12 protein-coding genes are annotated in these 16,136 nt (G+C 69.1%); 2 read left to right on the top strand and 10 right to left on the bottom strand.

From position 1 onward, the window contains the following. On the bottom strand, positions 1 to 106 hold a 106-nt coding region (locus tag DDF67_RS25850; protein WP_233247488.1), incomplete at its 3' end, for a hypothetical protein. 139 nt (positions 107 to 245) lie between these two features. Beyond that, positions 246 to 452 (bottom strand): hypothetical protein, encoded by a 207-nt coding sequence (locus DDF67_RS00015; protein ID WP_058346819.1) that lies wholly within the window; start codon positions 450 to 452, stop codon positions 246 to 248. 226 nt (positions 453 to 678) lie between these two features. On the opposite strand from DDF67_RS00015, the gene DDF67_RS00020 reads away from it, so the two are divergent. Further along, entirely contained in the window at positions 679 to 3,678 is a 3,000-nt protein-coding gene (locus DDF67_RS00020; protein WP_109098935.1) for a TonB-dependent receptor domain-containing protein, read from the top strand. 124 nt (positions 3,679 to 3,802) lie between these two features. On the opposite strand, the gene DDF67_RS00025 is transcribed toward DDF67_RS00020, so the two are convergent. Then, positions 3,803 to 4,069, bottom strand: coding sequence for a FecR/PupR family sigma factor regulator (locus DDF67_RS00025; protein WP_158277959.1), 267 nt, complete (start codon positions 4,067 to 4,069; stop codon positions 3,803 to 3,805). 208 nt (positions 4,070 to 4,277) lie between these two features. Here DDF67_RS00025 and DDF67_RS25400 point away from each other — a divergent pair, with 208 nt between their 5' ends. After that, a complete protein-coding gene (locus DDF67_RS25400) occupies positions 4,278 to 4,640 on the top strand; it encodes a CZB domain-containing protein (protein ID WP_158277960.1) in 363 nt (120 codons plus the stop codon). A 3-nt stretch (positions 4,641 to 4,643) separates the two neighbouring features. On the opposite strand, the gene DDF67_RS00035 is transcribed toward DDF67_RS25400, so the two are convergent. From DDF67_RS00035 to DDF67_RS00065, 7 genes are all read right to left on the bottom strand, one after another. Continuing rightward, a complete protein-coding gene (locus DDF67_RS00035; protein ID WP_109098938.1) occupies positions 4,644 to 6,077 on the bottom strand; it encodes an efflux transporter outer membrane subunit in 1,434 nt (477 codons plus the stop codon). Next, a complete protein-coding gene (locus DDF67_RS00040; protein ID WP_109098939.1) occupies positions 6,074 to 9,274 on the bottom strand; it encodes an efflux RND transporter permease subunit in 3,201 nt (1,066 codons plus the stop codon). Before DDF67_RS00040 ends, DDF67_RS00035 begins: the two co-directional genes overlap by 4 nt. After that, positions 9,271 to 12,399: a multidrug efflux RND transporter permease subunit gene (locus DDF67_RS00045; protein ID WP_109098940.1), complete on the bottom strand. Its 3,129-nt coding sequence runs from the start codon at positions 12,397 to 12,399 to the stop codon at positions 9,271 to 9,273. Before DDF67_RS00045 ends, DDF67_RS00040 begins: the two co-directional genes overlap by 4 nt. A 15-nt stretch (positions 12,400 to 12,414) precedes the next feature. After that, positions 12,415 to 13,719, bottom strand: coding sequence for an efflux RND transporter periplasmic adaptor subunit (locus DDF67_RS00050; RefSeq protein WP_109098941.1), 1,305 nt, complete (start codon positions 13,717 to 13,719; stop codon positions 12,415 to 12,417). Positions 13,720 to 13,858: 139 nt separating this feature from the next. After that, positions 13,859 to 14,095: a BA14K family protein gene (locus tag DDF67_RS00055; RefSeq protein ID WP_109098942.1), complete on the bottom strand. Its 237-nt coding sequence runs from the start codon at positions 14,093 to 14,095 to the stop codon at positions 13,859 to 13,861. A 231-nt stretch (positions 14,096 to 14,326) separates the two neighbouring features. Further along, positions 14,327 to 15,088 carry a pseudouridine synthase gene (locus tag DDF67_RS00060; RefSeq protein WP_109098943.1) on the bottom strand — a complete coding sequence of 254 codons (762 nt, stop codon included), beginning with the start codon at positions 15,086 to 15,088 and terminating at the stop codon, positions 14,327 to 14,329. Between the two features lie 4 nt (positions 15,089 to 15,092). Then, entirely contained in the window at positions 15,093 to 16,136 is a 1,044-nt protein-coding gene (locus DDF67_RS00065; RefSeq protein ID WP_408608557.1) for a lysine-2,3-aminomutase-like protein, read from the bottom strand.

Here is a 16,136-nt window from a genome sequence, read left to right on the forward strand (position 1 = left end):
CGGCCGACTTGGCCCCTTCGGCGTCCAGGAACTGGTTGCATCCCCAGCCGACGAGGATCCCCAGCACCATCGCGCCGATGATCAGATAGGCGAAGCGTTTGTTCATCGAGCAGCCTTTGCGCACGCGGCGAACGCGGCGGACGCCGCCTGGGCGTCCGTGGAGCGCGTGGATTTTGGGGAAAGGTAAAGACAGCAGGCGCGGCGAGGCCGGCCCGTCGGTGTCGGATGCGCTTGGGAGCGCTAGGTCAGGACGCGGCGGCCTTCTGCAGGCGCTCGTAACGGCTCAGGAGGCGCTCCCAGGTGACGCGCTTGATCGGCTCGCCGCGGCGCAGCTTGGTCCAGGTGGTCTCGCTGATGCCGTAGACGTTGTTGAGGTGCTCGCGGGTGATGGCGGGCAGGCGGCTCTTCAATCGCTCGAAATGTTCGGCGGGAATCTGGATCACGTCCGGCATGGCGGTCCCGTAGCTCTGTTCAGGAGGCCGACATGAGCGGCCCGCATCTATCAAGACGCAGGCCGTCGGCGTTTCCTCACGTCCGAAAGCAAAAATTTTTCTCCTTACCAATCCGTGACTTGGGTCTACGGCAAAAAGTTGTCTGGAAGGTGTGGGTTCGGAAACAGGCTGCGTCTTGAGGATCGGAAGCGCGAGGGGCGCGACCCAATCCAAAGGGGATGCAAGCATGCGATCGAGGACCTTGAAGCGGATGATGGCCGGCGGCTGCGCGTATGGCGCGCTGATGCTCGGCGTCGCCCACGCCCAGGAGGCCGCCGCTCCCGAAGAGCCGCAGGCCGTAGAGGCCGTCGTCGTCACCGGCTCGCGCATCGCCCGCCAGGACTATGTGGCCAACAGCCCGATCCAGACCGTCGGGGCCGCCGCCATCGAGGCCACCGGCCAGGTGACGGTCGAAAAGGCCCTGTCGCAGATGCCGCAGTTCACCGGCTCGTTCGGCCAGGGCAACACCGGCTCGACCAGCACGGGCCTCAACGGCGGCCAGTCCTACGCCAGCCTTCGCGGCCTTGGCGCCAAGCGCACCCTGATCCTGCTGGACGGCCGCCGCCTGCAGCCGTCCAACCCCGACGGTTCGGTCGACCTCAACATCATCCCCGAAGCCCTGATCGAGAACGTCGAAGTCATCACCGGCGGCGCCTCCACCGCCTACGGCTCGGACGCCACCGCCGGCGTCGTCAACTTCAAGCTCAAGCGCAGCTTCAACGGCCTGACCGCCGACGCCCAGTACGGCATCTCGGAAAAGGGCGACGCGGAGTCGTTCCGCTTCTCGATCACCGGCGGCTCGGACTTCGCCGAGGGCCGCGGCCGGGCGGTGCTGTCGTTCGACTACACCAACCGCGACCGCGCCCTGCAGAGCGCCCGCGACTACTACATCTTCCGCACCTCGGCGCCGGGCCTGTCGACCATCCCGCAGGGCACGGTGCTGTTCGGCGCCAACCTGCCGACCCTGGCCTCGATCAACACGCTGTTCCAGGGCAGCTATGGCACCGCGGCCCTGAGCGGCAACAGCGCCGGCCGCTACACCGGCCAGATCGGCTTCAACACCGACCAGACCCTGTTCTCGACCTCGGGCGTGCCGGTCCTGAACTTCCGCGACCCGCAGACCGACAACGCCTACATCGTCAACGCCAACGCCGCGGGCACCTCCCAGCAGGTCAACTTCGGCTACAACGGCAGCTCGATGCAGGCCGATCTCGACCGCTACGCGGTGTTCGCCAAGGTCGATTACGACCTGACCGACAATCTGAAGTTCTTCTCGCAGTTCACCTTCACCGACTACGTCTCGGTGGGCGTCTCCAACCCGACCCTGGCCTCGAACGTCTATGGCCTGACCGTTCCGGTCTCCAATCCGTTCGTCCCGTCCGACTTCCGTCCGATCCTGGCCTCGCGCCCGACCCCGAACGCCGCCTTCACCTTCTACAAGGCGCTGGATATCCTGGGTCCGCGCATCCAGAAGTACAGCTACGACGTCTTCCAGTTCACCAATGGCCTGTCGGGCGAAACGGGCTTCAAGGACTGGACCTGGGACGGCTATGTCTCGTTCAGCCGCGCCAAGTTCGACAACGAGCAGACCGGCGGCGCCAGCGCCAGCGCCATCTCGCGCCTGCTCAACAGCCCGACCGGCGGCACGGAATACTGCGCCGGCGGCTGGAATCCCTTCGGCAACCTGACCCCGTCGGCCGAGTGCGTGCGCTACATGTCGCGCCGCACCCTGAACCAGAACACCCTCGAGCAGCGCATGGTCGAGGTGAACATGTCCGGTTCGCTGTTCGACCTGCCGGCCGGCACGGTGAAGTTCGCCGCCGGTACGGACTACCGCTCCAACGAATACACCTTCAAGCCCGACGCCCAGCTGAACCAGCCCGACGGCACCAGCGACATCCTCGGCTACAGCGTGCTGCGCGACGCCGCCGGCTCGGTCGACACCTACGAGGTCTACGGCGAACTGCTGGTGCCGGTCCTGAAGGACCTGCCGTTCATCGAGGAGTTCAACCTCGACCTGGGCTATCGCTATTCCGACTACAGCTCGGTGGGCGGGGTGCAGACCTACAAGGCCGACTTCGACTGGAAGATCGTCGAGCCGGTCCGCCTGCGCGGCGGCTACAACCGCGCTATCCGCGCCCCCAGCGTCGGCGAGCTCTACGCGCCGGTCTCGACGGGTTCGGTGGCCATCGGCACGGCGTCGTCGACGACCACCAACGGCGATCCCTGCGACGTGCGCTCGTCCTGGCGGACCGGCGCCAACGCCGCGGCGGTGCGCAGCCTCTGCCTGGCGCAGGGCGTGCCGACCGCGATCATCGACAGCTACCAGCTGGGCACGGCCCAGGTGTTCGCCCTGACTGGCGGCAACCCCGACCTGCAGGAAGAAACTGCCGACACCTACTCGTTCGGCGCCGTCCTGCGCTCGCCGTTCGAGCACCCGCTGCTCAGCCGCCTGACGGCCTCGGTCGACTGGTACGACATCAAGGTGAAGGACGCGATCGGCAGCCTGTCGATCGTCAACGCCTTCCAGTTCTGCTTCAACTCGGGCGGCTCCAACCCGACCTACGACCCCAGCAACTACTACTGCTCGCTGCTGACCCGCAACTCGGCCAGCGGCGTGCCGACCAACCCGGTGCAGCCGCTGCTGAATCTCGGCCAGTTCCAGACCACGGGCGTGGACGTGCAGGTCGACTGGAGCTTCGACTTCGCCGACAGCGCCCTGGACATGATCCCGGGCTCCTTCGCCCTGAACGTGGCCCTGGGCTACACCGACAAGTTCAAGATTCAGAACCTGCCGGGGGCGCCGGTCTACGACTATGTCGGTACGATCGGCACGGGTGTGGAAAGCACCGCCGGCACCGCTCACCCGAAGTGGAAGTCGGTCACCTCGGGCACGTATACCTGGGGTCCGGCGAGCCTGGGCCTGCGCTGGCGCTGGATCGAGGCCATGGAGAACTCGGCCAAGGTCGTCTCCCCCAGCAGTACCTCGCGGGGCGTGAAGGCCTACAACGCCTTCGACCTCAACGGCCGCGTCGAACTGCCCTGGGACACCGCCCTGCGCTTCGGCGTCAACAACCTGTTCGACAAGGCGCCGCCGCAGGTGGGCGACACCGAGGGCAACTACGACCCGCAGAACTACGACGTGCTCGGCCGCTCCTACTATGTGGGCATCCGCAAGCGCTTCTAGTCGAAGCCTGAAGCTAACCCGGGCGCGCTTCTCCCCCTTTGCGCGCCCGGCGCTCGCCGCCCAGTCAGCCCCGGCGGCGGCGAGGAAGGGCGCCGGTCTTGGCGGACCGGCGCCCTTTTCGCGTTCAGTGGATCAGCAGTCCGGCCGCCGCCGCCAGCCCGCCGGCCCCCAGGGCAAGGGCGCCCAGGATCGGCCAGGGCGAGACGGGCGCGGGCGGATCCCAGCTGGTGATCTCGGCGTCGACGGCCCTGAGCGCCTCGAAGGCGTCGCGGCGGCGCGGATGGGCCACCCAGGTCTCGAACTCCTCCCGGTCGCCTTGGCCGGCCTCGGGCGAGCGCAGGCGCTCCAGCCAGGCGGCGGCTTCGCGGACGTCGTCTTCGGTTCGGGTCATGGGCTGCTCCTTGCCCGCGATCATGCCGCCGGTTGTTGCGCCGGTGTTTCGGGGCGGGACGCGTCGCGATATCGACCTGTGTCCCCGACCCTCCGTTCCTAAACAGATGCGCGAGCGGTTTCTTCAAACCGCAACCTTGCCGCAACACTGGCGAAATCGAGAGCCGCCATGCCCCGGCTTCAGCTGGCTAAGCGCGTGGGGCGTGCTCATGGACTTCCTGGAACAGACCCAGTTTCACAACCGCATCTGCGAGGATCTGGAAGCCGCCATGGCGGAGGGGCGCGCCGTCGACGCCGCCGCCGTACGGGCCGAGCGGACCTGCGCCGCCGGCCAGTGGCTGCACGGCGAGGGCCACAAGCGCATGCCCGGCAGCCACCTGCACCTGCACTGCCTGGAGGCCCATCGCGACTTCCACCGCATCGCCGGCCAGGTGGCCGAGCAGATCAACCGCGGCGCGGCGGCCGACGCCCGCCGGGCGATCCGCAACGGCGGGGCGCTGGCCAGCGCCAAGGGTGAATTGGCCGCCGCCTTGCGCAAGCTGCGCGTGGTGATGGAAGCATCGGCGGGGTAGGGGCTACTTGCCCTCCAGCCCCGTCCAGCCGCCGCCGATCGCCTGCACCAGCGCCACGGCCGCCGTCTGGCGCGAGACGCGGGCGGAGGCCAGGTCGCGACGCGCCGACAGGGCCGAGGCCTGGGCGGTGACGACGTCGGTATAGGCCACCTGGCCGGCGCGGTACTGGTTCAGCAGCATCTGCTCGGTCTGGTCGGCGGCTTTGGAGGCGGTCTCCAGCAGGGCGTACTGGCGCTCAAGCACCCGCACCGCCGTCAGCTGGTTCTCGACGTCCTGGAAGGCGGTAAGGGCGGTCTGGCGATAGTTGGCGGCGGCCGCGTCGTAGGCGGCGCGGGACTGGGCGACCTGGGCCTTGCGGGCGCCGGCGTCGAACAGGGTCTGGGCCGCGGCCAGGCCCAGCGACCAGGTGTTGGCCGAGGCCGAGAACAGGTCGCCAAGCACGCTGGCGGTCGAGTTGCCCGAACCGCTGAGCGTGAAGGTCGGGAAGTAGGCGGCGCGGGCCACGCCGATCTGGGCGTTGGCGGCGGCCACGCGGCGCTCGGCGGCGGCGACGTCGGGACGGCGCTCCAGCAGGGTCGAGGGCAGGCCGGTCGGGATCTCCGGCACGCTCGCCGTCCAGTTCGGATCGGCGGCGATGCGGAAGCCGCTGGCCGGCTGGCCGACCAGCACGGCGATGGCGTTCTCGTACGTCGCGCGGGTCTGGGTCAGGCCCTCCAGGCTGGACTGGGCGTTGGCCAGGGTGGTCTGGGCCTGCAGCACGTCCGAGCGCGGGGCGACGCCGGCGTCGTAGCGGTTCTGGGTGATCTTCAGCGCGCGCTGGTAGCCCTCGACGGTGGCCTGGACCAGGGCGATCTCGATGTCGCTCTGGCGCAGGCCCAGGTAGTTGGTCGCCAGTTCACCCTGGGCCGACAGCTGGGCGGCCGCCAGGTCGGCGGCGCTGGCCTGGGCGCTGGCGTTCGCATTGCCGATCGAGGCGCGGATGCGGCCCCAGACGTCGGGCTCCCAGCTGGCGCCGATGCTGGCCGAATAGCGCTTGGTGTCGCCCGAGCTGGTGGCCCCGCCGGCGCCGGGGGCGCTGCTGGTGCCGCCGCCGCCCGAGCGCGTGCCCGAGGCCGACAGGTCGATGCTGGGGAACAGCGAGGCGCGCTGTTCGCGCACCAGGGCCCGGGCCTGACGATAGGCGGCCTCGGCGGCGGCGATGGTCTGGTTGTCCACCTTCACCCGCTCGGCCAGGGCGTTCAGCTGGGGATCGCCCAACAAGGTCCACCAGTCGCCGCGATCCAGGTGATCGGACGGCGTGGCCGTCTTCCAGCCGTCCATGGCCTTCCAGGTCGAAGGCGCGGGCGAGGCCAGCTTTGGCGTCTCGTAGGCCGGCGTCGTCGAGCAGGCGGTCACGAGGGCGACGAGGGGCAGGGCGGTCAGCAGGCGGGCGGTCATCGGGCGAGTTCCGGGGCGGAGGGCATGTGGGTCAGGTCGCGCTCGTCGCGCCGCTTGCCGCGCAGGCGGTCGAGATAGACGTAGACCACGGGGGTGGTGATGAGGGTCAAAAGCTGGCTGGCGATCAGGCCGCCGATGATGGTGACGCCCAGCGGCCGGCGCAGCTCGGCGCCTTCGCCGAAGCCGATGGCCAGGGGCAGGGCGCCCAGGGCCGCGGCCAGGGTGGTCATCAGGATGGGGCGGAAGCGCAGGAGGCTGGCCTCCCGCACGGCCTCGATCGCGCTCAGACCCCGGCCGCGCTGGGCCTCCAGGGCGAAGTCGATGATCAGGATGGCGTTCTTCTTGACGATGCCCAGCAGCAGGAACACCCCGATCAGGGCGATGATCGAGAACTCCATGCCGAACAGCAGCAGGGCCAGCACCGCCCCGACGCCGGCGGCCGGCAGGGTCGACAGCACCGTCACCGGGTGGACATAGCTCTCGTAGAGAATGCCCAGCACGATGTAGATCGCGATGATGGCCGCCGCGATCAGGTAGGGCTGCTGCTTCATCTGCTCGTTGTAGCTGCGGGCGCTGCCCTGGAAGCTGCCGCGCACATTGGTCGGCAGGCCGATGTCGGCCTCGGCCTGGGCGATGGCGGCCTGGGCCTGGGACAGCGACACGCCGTCGGGCAGGTTGAACGACACCGTCGTGGCCAGCTCGCCGTTCTGGTGGTTGACCGAGGTGGGGGTGGCGCTCTGGGCGACGCTGGCGATCGCGGTCAGCGGGGTCATCGGCGTGGCCGTGGTGTTCAGGGCCGAGCCCGTGGAGGCGTCGCGCAGCGACGGGTTCACCGCCGCCCCGCTGGTGCTGGAGGTGGTGGTCGAAGTGCTGCTGGTGGTCGGCACGTAGACGTCGTTCAGCGCCTCGGGGCCCTGGGCGAACTGTTGCTGCCACTCCATGATCACCGAGTACTGGTTGACGTCCTCGTAGATCGTCGCGACCTGGCGCTGGCCGAAGGCGTTGTAGAGCGCGTTGTCCACGGCCCGGGGCGTGACGCCCATGCGCGAGGCGCTGTCGCGGTCGATGGTGACGAAGGTCTCGACGCCGTTCTCCGACTGGTCGCTGTCGACGTCGGTCATGACGTCGGAATGCGCCTTCATCGCCTCGGCCAGCTTGGGCGCCCATTCCTTGAGGGCGTCGCTGGAGTCGCTGGTCAGGGTGTACTGGTAGGTCGAGTTGCTCGACCGCCCGCCCATGCGCAGGTCCTGCACCGGGTTGAGGAAGATCGACACGCCGGTCACCTTCTGCAGCTGCGGCCGCAGCCGGGCGATCACGGCGCTGCCCTTCTCCTTGCGCTCGCTGGCGGGCTTGAGATTGACGAACATGAAGCCGCCGCCGGCCCGGGCGCCGCCGGTGAAGCCTACCACGGTGTCGACGGCGGGGTCCTTGCGGATGATCTCGACCACGGCCCGCAGCTTCTGCTCCATGGTCTGGAACGAGACGCTCTGGTCGGCGCGGATGCCGGCCATCAGCTGGCCGTTGTCCTGCTGGGGGAAGAAGCCCTTGGGCACGGCGATGTAGAGCCACACCGTCATGCCGATGACGGCGACCAGCAGCAGCATGACCAGCGGCTTGGCGTGCAGCGCCCAGTCCAGCGAGCGGGCGTAGATCGCCTGGACCTTGTCGAACATCTTCTCGAAGAAGCGGGCGATGCGGCCTTCCTTGTGGCCCTCGGGGCGGGGCTTGAGCAGGTAGGCGCACATCATCGGCGTGGTCGTCAGGCTGATGACCAGCGAGATCAGCACCGCCGCCGACAGGGTGACGGCGAACTCGCGGAACAGGCGCCCGACCTGGCCGCCCATGAACAGCAGCGGGATGAACACCGCCACCAGCGAGACGCTGATCGACAGCACGGTGAAGCCGACCTCGCGCGCGCCCAGGGTGGCGGCCTTGAAGCGCTCCATGCCCGCCTCGATGTGGCGCTGGGTGTTCTCCAGCACGACGATGGCGTCATCGACGACGAATCCCGTCGCCACCGTGATGGCCATGAGGCTGAGATTGTTGAGCGAGAAGCCCAGCAGGTACATGACGCCAAAGGTGCCCAGCAGCGAGACGATGGTCGCCGCCGCCGGAATGAAGGTCGCCCGGCCGCTGCGCAGGAAGGCGCTGACCACCAGCACCACCAGCACGATCGAGATCAGCAGGGTGACTTCGATCTCGTGCAGCGAGGCGCGGATCGAGTTGGTGCTGTCGCTGGCCACCTGCACGTTGATGTCGCCGGGCAGCTGTTCGCGCAGTTCGGGCAGGGCGGCGCGCACGCTGTCGACGGTCTCGATGATGTTGGCGCCGGGCTGGCGGGTGATCAGGACGATGATCGCCGGCTTGCCGTTGAACAGGCCGATGGTGCGGGTGTCGGCGACGCTGTCGGTGACGCTGGCCACGTCCGACAGCTTGACCCCCGCCTCGCCGCGCCAGGCGACCAGCAGCCCGGCATAGTCGGCCGCCTTTCGACCGCTGCTGGAGGTGTAGATCTGGAAGCGCTTGCCGTCGCCTTCGACCGCGCCCTTGGGGCGATTGGCGTTGGCCGACTGGATGGCCGCGCGCACGTCTTCCAGGCTGACGCCGTACTTGTTGAGCAGGAACGGATTCACCGAGATCCGCACGGCCGGCAGCGAGCCGCCGCCGATCTCGACGTCGCCCACGCCCTTCACCTGCGAGATGCGCTGGGCCACGACATTGGAGACCGCGTCGTAGATCTGGCCGGGCGTCTTAGTGTCGGAGGTCAGGGCCAGGATGATCACCGGCGCGTCCGACGGGTTCATCTTGCGGTAGGTCGGGTTGCTGCGCAGCGTGGCGGGCAGGTCGGCGCGGGCGGCGTTGATGGCCGCCTGCACCTCGCGCGCGGCGCCGTCGATCTTGCGGTTGAGGTCGAACTGCAGCGTCACCCGCGTCGAGCCCGACGAGCTTTGCGAGGTCATCTCGTTGACGCCGGAGATCACGCCCAGGCGCCGTTCCAGCGGGGTTGCGACGCTGGAGGCCATGGTCTCGGGGCTGGCCCCCGACAGGCTGGCCGACACCGAGATGGTCGGATAGTCCACCTGCGGCAGCGGCGAGACCGGCAGCACCAGGAAGGCGAAGACGCCGGCCAGGGCCAGGCCGATGGTCAGCAGGACCGTCGCCACCGGCCGGCGGATGAAGGGCGCCGACAGGTTCATGACGGCAGCCCCGGCAGCGGCTGGTCGACGCGGTCTTCGTCGTTCCGATCCTCGTCCCGGCGCTTCTTGCCCGATGGGGCGATGCGGTCGAAGGCCAGATAGACCACCGGCGTCGTGAACATGGTCAGCAGCTGGCTGACCAGCAGGCCGCCGAAGATGGCGATGCCCAGCGGGCGGCGCAGCTCGGCGCCTTCGCCAAAGCCCAGCATCAGCGGCACGGCGGCGAACAGGGCCGCCAGCGTGGTCATCAGGATCGGGCGGAAGCGCAGTATGGCGGCCTGGAAGATCGCCTCCTCGGGCGACTTGCCCTCGTTGCGCTCGGCCTCGATGGCGAAGTCGATCATCATGATCGCGTTCTTCTTGACGATGCCGATCAGGAGGATGATGCCGATGATCCCGATCACGCCCAGGTCATGGCCGGTCAGCCACAGGGCCAGCAGGGCCCCGACGCCGGCCGAGGGCAGGGTCGACAGGATGGTGAGCGGGTGGATGTAGCTCTCGTAGAGCACGCCCAGCACGATGTAGACGCAGACCACGGCCGCCAGGATCAGCCACAGCTGGTTGCTGAGCGAGTTCTCGTAGGCCCCGGCCGCGCCCAGGAAGGTGTGGGTCACCGACGTGGGCATGTCGATGTCCTTCATCGCCGCGCGGATCTCGTCGACCGCATGGCCCAGCGAGACGCCCGGCGCGGTGTCGAAGCCGATCGTGGTGGCCGGGAACTGGGCCACGTGGGTCACCTGCAGCGGCGACTGCTGCTCCTTGATGGTCGAGAACGCCGCCAGCGGGGCGGGCGAGCCGCCGCCGGTGCGCAGGTTCAGGTTCCCCAGCGAGGCCGGGTCGGTCAGCAGGCCGGGCTTGGCCTCCAGGATCACGCGGTACTGGTTGGTTTCGGTGAAGATCGTCGAGACGATCCGCTGGCCAAAGGCGCTGTAGAGGGCGTCGTCGACGTCCGAGGCGGTGATCGAAAGCCGGGCGGCGGTGTCGCGATCGATGTCGATATAGGCCGCGGCGCCGGTGGCCGAGGCGTCGCTGTAGATGTTGCGCACGGCCTTCACGCTGGCCAGCTTTTCCGACAGCTTGCCGGCCCACTCCTTGACCGTGGCGGTGTCGGCGCCTTCCAGCGACAGGCGGTACTGGGTCGGACCGCTTTCGGCGTCGATGGTCAGGTCCTGGGTCGGCTGGAGATAGAGGGTGACGCCGGGCACGCCGGCCACGCGCTCGCGCAGCCGCTGCATGATCTTCTCCTGCGAGCCCTTGCGGTCGCCCTTCAGGTTGATCTGCATCTGGCCGGTGTGGAGCATGCTGTTGTTGGCCCCGTCGACGCCGATGAACGAGGCCACGCTGGCCACGGCCGGGTCCTCGAGGATGGTCGCGGCCGCCTGCTGCTGCAGGCCGGCCATGCGCTCGTACGACACCGACTGCTCGACCTCGGTGCGGGCCTGCAGCTGGCCGGTGTCCTGGGTCGGGAACAGGCCCTTGGGAATGACCATGTAGAGCACGCCGGTCAGCACCAGGGTGGCGACGGCGACGACCAAGGTGGCGGTCTGGCGGGCCACGACCCAGGCCAGGGCCGTCTCATAGCGGGCCTCGACCTTCTCGAAGAAGGCCTGGGCCTTCTGGCCGATACGGCCTGGCTTGTCCTCCTCGTGGCTCTTCAGCCAGCGGGCCGACAGCATGGGCGTCAGGGTCAGCGAAACCACGGCCGAGATCAGAATGGTGATGGCCAGGCTGACGGCGAACTCGCGGAACAGGCGTCCGACCACGTCGCCCATGAACAGCAGCGGGATCAGCACCGCGATCAGAGAGATGGTCAGCGAGATGATGGTGAAGCCGATCTCGCGCGCGCCCTTCAGCGCCGCCTGCATCGGCTTTTCGCCCTTCTCCATGTGGCGGATGATGTTCTCGATCATCACGATGGCGTCGTCGACGACGAAGCCGGTCGCGATGGTCAGGGCCATCAGGGAGAGGTTGTTGAGCGAGTAGCCCAGCAGGTACATCACCCCGCACGAGCCGATCAGCGAGATCGGCACGGCCAGGCTGGCGATGATCGTCGCCCGCATGGAGTGCAGGAAGAAGAAGATCACCAGCACGACCATCACCACGGCCAGGATCAGCTCCAGCTCCACGTGGTGCACCGAGGCGCGGATGCCGGTGGTGCGGTCGGCCAGCACCTCGACCTTCAGCGTCGCCGGCAGGCCGGCCTGCAGCTCGGGCAGCTTGGCCTTGATGGCGTCTACAGTCTTGATGACATTGGCGCCGGGCTGGCGCTGGACGTTGACGATGATCGCCGGGGTCTTGCCGGCCCATGCGCCCAGGCGGGTGTTCTCGGCGCTCTGCACCACGCTGGCCACGTCGCGGATACGGATCGGGGCCTCGTTCTTGTAGGTGACGATCAGGTTCAGATAGTCGTCGACCGTCAGCAGCTGGTCGTTGGCGTTGATCGTGTAGGTGCGGGTGGGGCCGTCGAAGCTGCCCTTGGCGCTGTTGGCGTTGGAGCTGTCGATGGCGCTCTGCAGCTCGGCCAGCGTCAGGCCGTAAGAGGCCATGGCCTGGGTGTCGGCCTGGATGCGGATGGCCGGCTTCTGGCCGCCGCTGAGGGAGACGAGGCCCACGCCCGAGACCTGGCTGATCTTCTGCGCCAGGCGGGTGTTGACGAGGTTCTGCACCTCGGTCAGCGGCAGGGTGTCGGAGGTTATGGCGAGCGTCAGCACCGGCGCGTCGGCCGGATTGACCTTGGCGTAGACCGGCGGGGCGGGCAGGTCGGCCGGCAGCAGCGAGTTGGCCGCGTTCATCGCCGCCTGCACTTCCTGCTCGGCGACGTCGAGGGTTTCCCCCAGGTTGAACTGCAGGGTGATGACGCTGGCGCCGGCCGTGCTGACCGAGCTCATGCGCGCAAGGCCCGACATCTCTCCCAACTGGCGCTCCAGCGGAGCGGTGACGGTCTGGCTCATCACCTCGGGGCTGGCGCCCGGATAGAGGGTCTGCACCTGGATGGTGGGATAGTCGACCTGCGGCAGGGCCGACAGCGGCAGCAGCCGGAAGCCGACCAGGCCGGCCAGCACGATGGCCGCCATGAACAGGGCCGTGGCGACCGGCCGCTGGATGAAGGGGCGCGAGGGGTTCATCGACCGTACGCCGGCTTACTCGGGACGCCGACGGCGCTCGCCGCCTTCACCGCCTTCGGGACGCTTTCCGCGCTCGCCGCGCTGACCGCCCTGGCGCTGGGCCGCCTGGCCCGGCAGCTGCACCTTGCCGCCCTCGGTCAGGCGGTCGCCGCCTTCCGTGATGACCTTGTCGCCGACGGCGAGGCCCTCCGTGATCGCCACCTGGGTGGTGGTCGACTGGCCGGTCTTGACCTTGGTCTTGGTTACGGTCTGATCGCTCTTCAGCTTCCAGACGAAGGCGCCGTCCGAGCCCTGGCGCACGGCGGTGGCCGGCACGACCACGGCGTCCTTGAGGGTGTCGAGCTGGATGCGGACGTTGACGAACTGGCTGGGGAACAGCTTGCCGCCGGTGTTGGGGAAGCGGGCCTTGCCCTTCACCGTGCCGGTGCCGGTGTCCACGAGGTTGTCCAGCGTCGAGAACGTGCCCTGGTCCAGGGTGTTGGTGCGGGTGCGGTCCAGCACGGTGACCGGCAGGGTCGCGCCGCCGAACACCCGCTGCGAGATGCGCGGCACGTCGTCCTGCGGGACGGTGAATTCCACGTCGATCGGCGACAGGGTGGTGATCACCGCCACCCCGCTGGCGTCGCCCGAGGCGATGTAGTTGCCGACGTCGACGACGCGCAGGCCCACGCGCCCGCTGACCGGGGCTGTGATGCGCGAGAAGCCGACATTCAGGCGGGCCGTGCCGACCGCGGCGCGGTCGCTCATCACCGTGCCTTCCAGCTGCTTGACGGTGGCGGCCTGGGTGTCGACCTCCTGGCGGGCGATGGAGTCCTGCTCCAGCAGGGTCTGGTAGCGCTTGAGGGTCAGGCGGGCGACGGCCAGCTGGGCCTCGTCGCGGGTCAGGTTCCCTTGCGCCTCCATCAGCGCCATCTGGAACGCCCGCTGGTCGATCTGCACCAGGGTCTGGCCGGCCTGGACCATCTGGCCCTCGCGGAACAGCACCTGGGTGATGACGCCCGAGACCTGCGGCTTGACGGTGACGGTCGCGGCCGGGGTCACCGTGCCCAGGGCTTCGATCACCACCGGCAGGTCGGCCTTGGCCGCCGTGGCCACCGCCACGGTGCTGGCCGGACCGCGACGACCGCCGCCGCCGCCCGGGCCGCCAGGACCGCCAGGGCCTCCCGGCCCGCCCATGTCGCCGCCACCGCCGCCGCCGTTCAGCAGGGTCCAGGCCAGGACGCCCACGCCCGCCAGGGCGGCCAGGGCGACGGCGCCGCCGATGATCCGCGCCCGGCGGCTGGGCTTGCGGACGGCGAGGGACGGGCGGGGTTCGGTCATGGACGGCCTCTGGGCGCGGACGGACGGCGGCGAAGATGGTCGAAAAAGCCGTCGTCCCTGGGGGAGCCGGCGGGAAGCTTAGGCGATGCAAGAAAAGTCGGGTCGCCGACCCTGGCGACCCGACGCTCAAGCTAAACTGCTAGAGACGGCATTTGATCCATCGGCCGCCCTGGCCGCGGTACGCGTCGCGCTTGACGTCGTAGGAGCGGTACTTGGCCTTGCAGGCGCGCACGTGGCGGACTTGCTTGCTTTCCTTGCCCGGCTTGGCCTGCTCGTGGCGCGGGGCGGGCGCCTCGTGGCGGTCGTGGCCCTGGGCGAGCACAGGGGTGGACAGGGCGAGGGCGCCGAGGGCGAGCGCGGTGACGACGACTTTCATGTCGATCTCCAGTGTATTGGGATCGACTGGCTAACAACGCTACGTCGCGATGATGTTGCCGCTTTGAAACGGCTTTCGGCGAAGCTGCAACACGTCGTGGCGGGAGTTGGGCAAAGGCCCTGCGTCCTTCGAGGATTCCCTTTGGGTCGCACCTCAGGCTGAGGATCTCGCCGCACTGACTTCCTTATGCTGAGGCGCTCGCGCAGCGGGCCTCGAAGGACGCAACGCGTTCTAGCCCCGGATCAGCGCCTCGCGCTCGGCGGGCGTCAGGGGGCGCCAGCGGCCTTCGGGCAGGTCGCCCAGTTCGATCGGGCCGACGCGATGGCGGAAGAGGTCGATGACGTCCAGTTCGACCAAGTCGCACATCCGGCGGATCTGGCGGTTGCGGCCTTCGGTCAGCACGAAGCGCAGGGTCTCCTGGCCCAGGCGGTCGACGACGGCGCGCTTGAGCTTGCGGCCGTCGAGTTCGAGGCCATGCCGCAGCCAGTCGATCTTCTCGCGGGTCAGTTCGCCGCGAACCCGGACGCGGTACTCCTTCTCCAGCGTCGACTCCGGGCCGATCACCGCCTTGGCCACCACGCCGTCCTCCGAGAGGATCAAGAGGCCGCGGGAGTCCATGTCCAGCCGCCCCACCGGCGCCAGCTTGCTGTCGCGGCCGGGCACGGGGCCGGGCTGGCCGAACTGGGCGGCCTTGGTCAGCAGGCGCACGGCCGGGATCTGCTCGCCCTCGGGCTGGGACGAGACGATGCCGACCGGCTTGTGGATCATCACCGTCATCGCCGCGCCGAGCTGCCTGGTCGCGCCGTCGTTCAGCACCAGGGTCTGGCCGGGCTGGATCTTGCGGCCGGCGTCTTCCACCACCTCGCCGTCGATGGTCACCAGGCCCTGGCCGATCAGGGCCTCGGCCTCGCGCCGCGAGCAGACCCCGCTCTGGGCCAGCCACTTGTTGACGCGCTGAGGCTCGGCCTCGTCGTAGGTGCGGGTCCAGGCCATGGGGTCAGTCGACTTTCGGGGGATAGGCGTGGGTCTGGCCGCGTGGGTCTTCGACCGCGCCGGCGTCCAGGTAGGTGGGGCCGATCGGCACCTTGCCGTGGCCGTCGGGGATGTCGAGCACGTAGGTCGGCTGGCACAGGCCCGAATAGCGGCCACGGATGGCCTTCATCAGCGCCTGGCCTTCCTCGACCGAGGTGCGCAGGTGGCTGGTGCCGGGGGCGAGATCGCCCTGGTGCAGGTAGTAGGGCTTGATCCGCGTCTCGACGAGCGCCCGCATCAGCGCGCCCAGGCTTTCGGGGTCGTCGTTGACGCCCTTTAGCAGCACGGTCTGGCCGATCATCGGCACGCCCGCATCGACCAGTCGCGCGCAGGCGGCGCGGACGGCGGGGGTCAGCTCGCGGGCGTGGTTGGCGTGCAGGGCCACATAGACCGCCTTGGAGCCCCGCTTCAGCGCCGCCACCAGCTCCGGCGTCACCGCCTCGGGATCGACGGACGGGATGCGTGTGTGGAAGCGCACGACCTTGACGTGCTCGATCGCTTCGAGCCGGTCCATCAGGTCGGCGATGCGGCGCGCCGACAGCACGAAGGGATCGCCGCCGGTGACGATCACCTCCCAGATCTGCGGGCGGGCGGCGACATAGGCGAAGGCCGCGTCCAGCTCGTCCGGCGACAGGGTCTTCAGGCCCTCGGGCCCCACCATCTCGCGCCGGAAGCAGAACCGGCAATAGACGGCGCAGGTGTGGGTCGGCTTGAGCAGCACGCGATCGGGATAGCGGTGGACGATCCCTTCGACCGGGCTGTGGGCGAAGTCGCCGATCGGGTCTTCGGACTCGGCGGGCAGGGTGGTCAGCTCGGCGTCGGTGGGCACGAACTGGCGGGCGATCGGGTCGAACGGGTCGGCCTCGTCGATCAGCTGGGTCATGTCGGGCGTGATGGCCACCGCGTACTGGGCGGCCACGCGCTCCAGCGCCGGCAGGCGGTCGGCGGCGACGAGTCCGGCGTCGGCCAGCGCGCTGGCGCTGCGAAGGGTCTTCTTGGCGGCGATCAT

The sequence above is a fragment of the Caulobacter endophyticus genome, assembly GCF_003116815.1.
Lineage (GTDB): Bacteria > Pseudomonadota > Alphaproteobacteria > Caulobacterales > Caulobacteraceae > Caulobacter > Caulobacter endophyticus.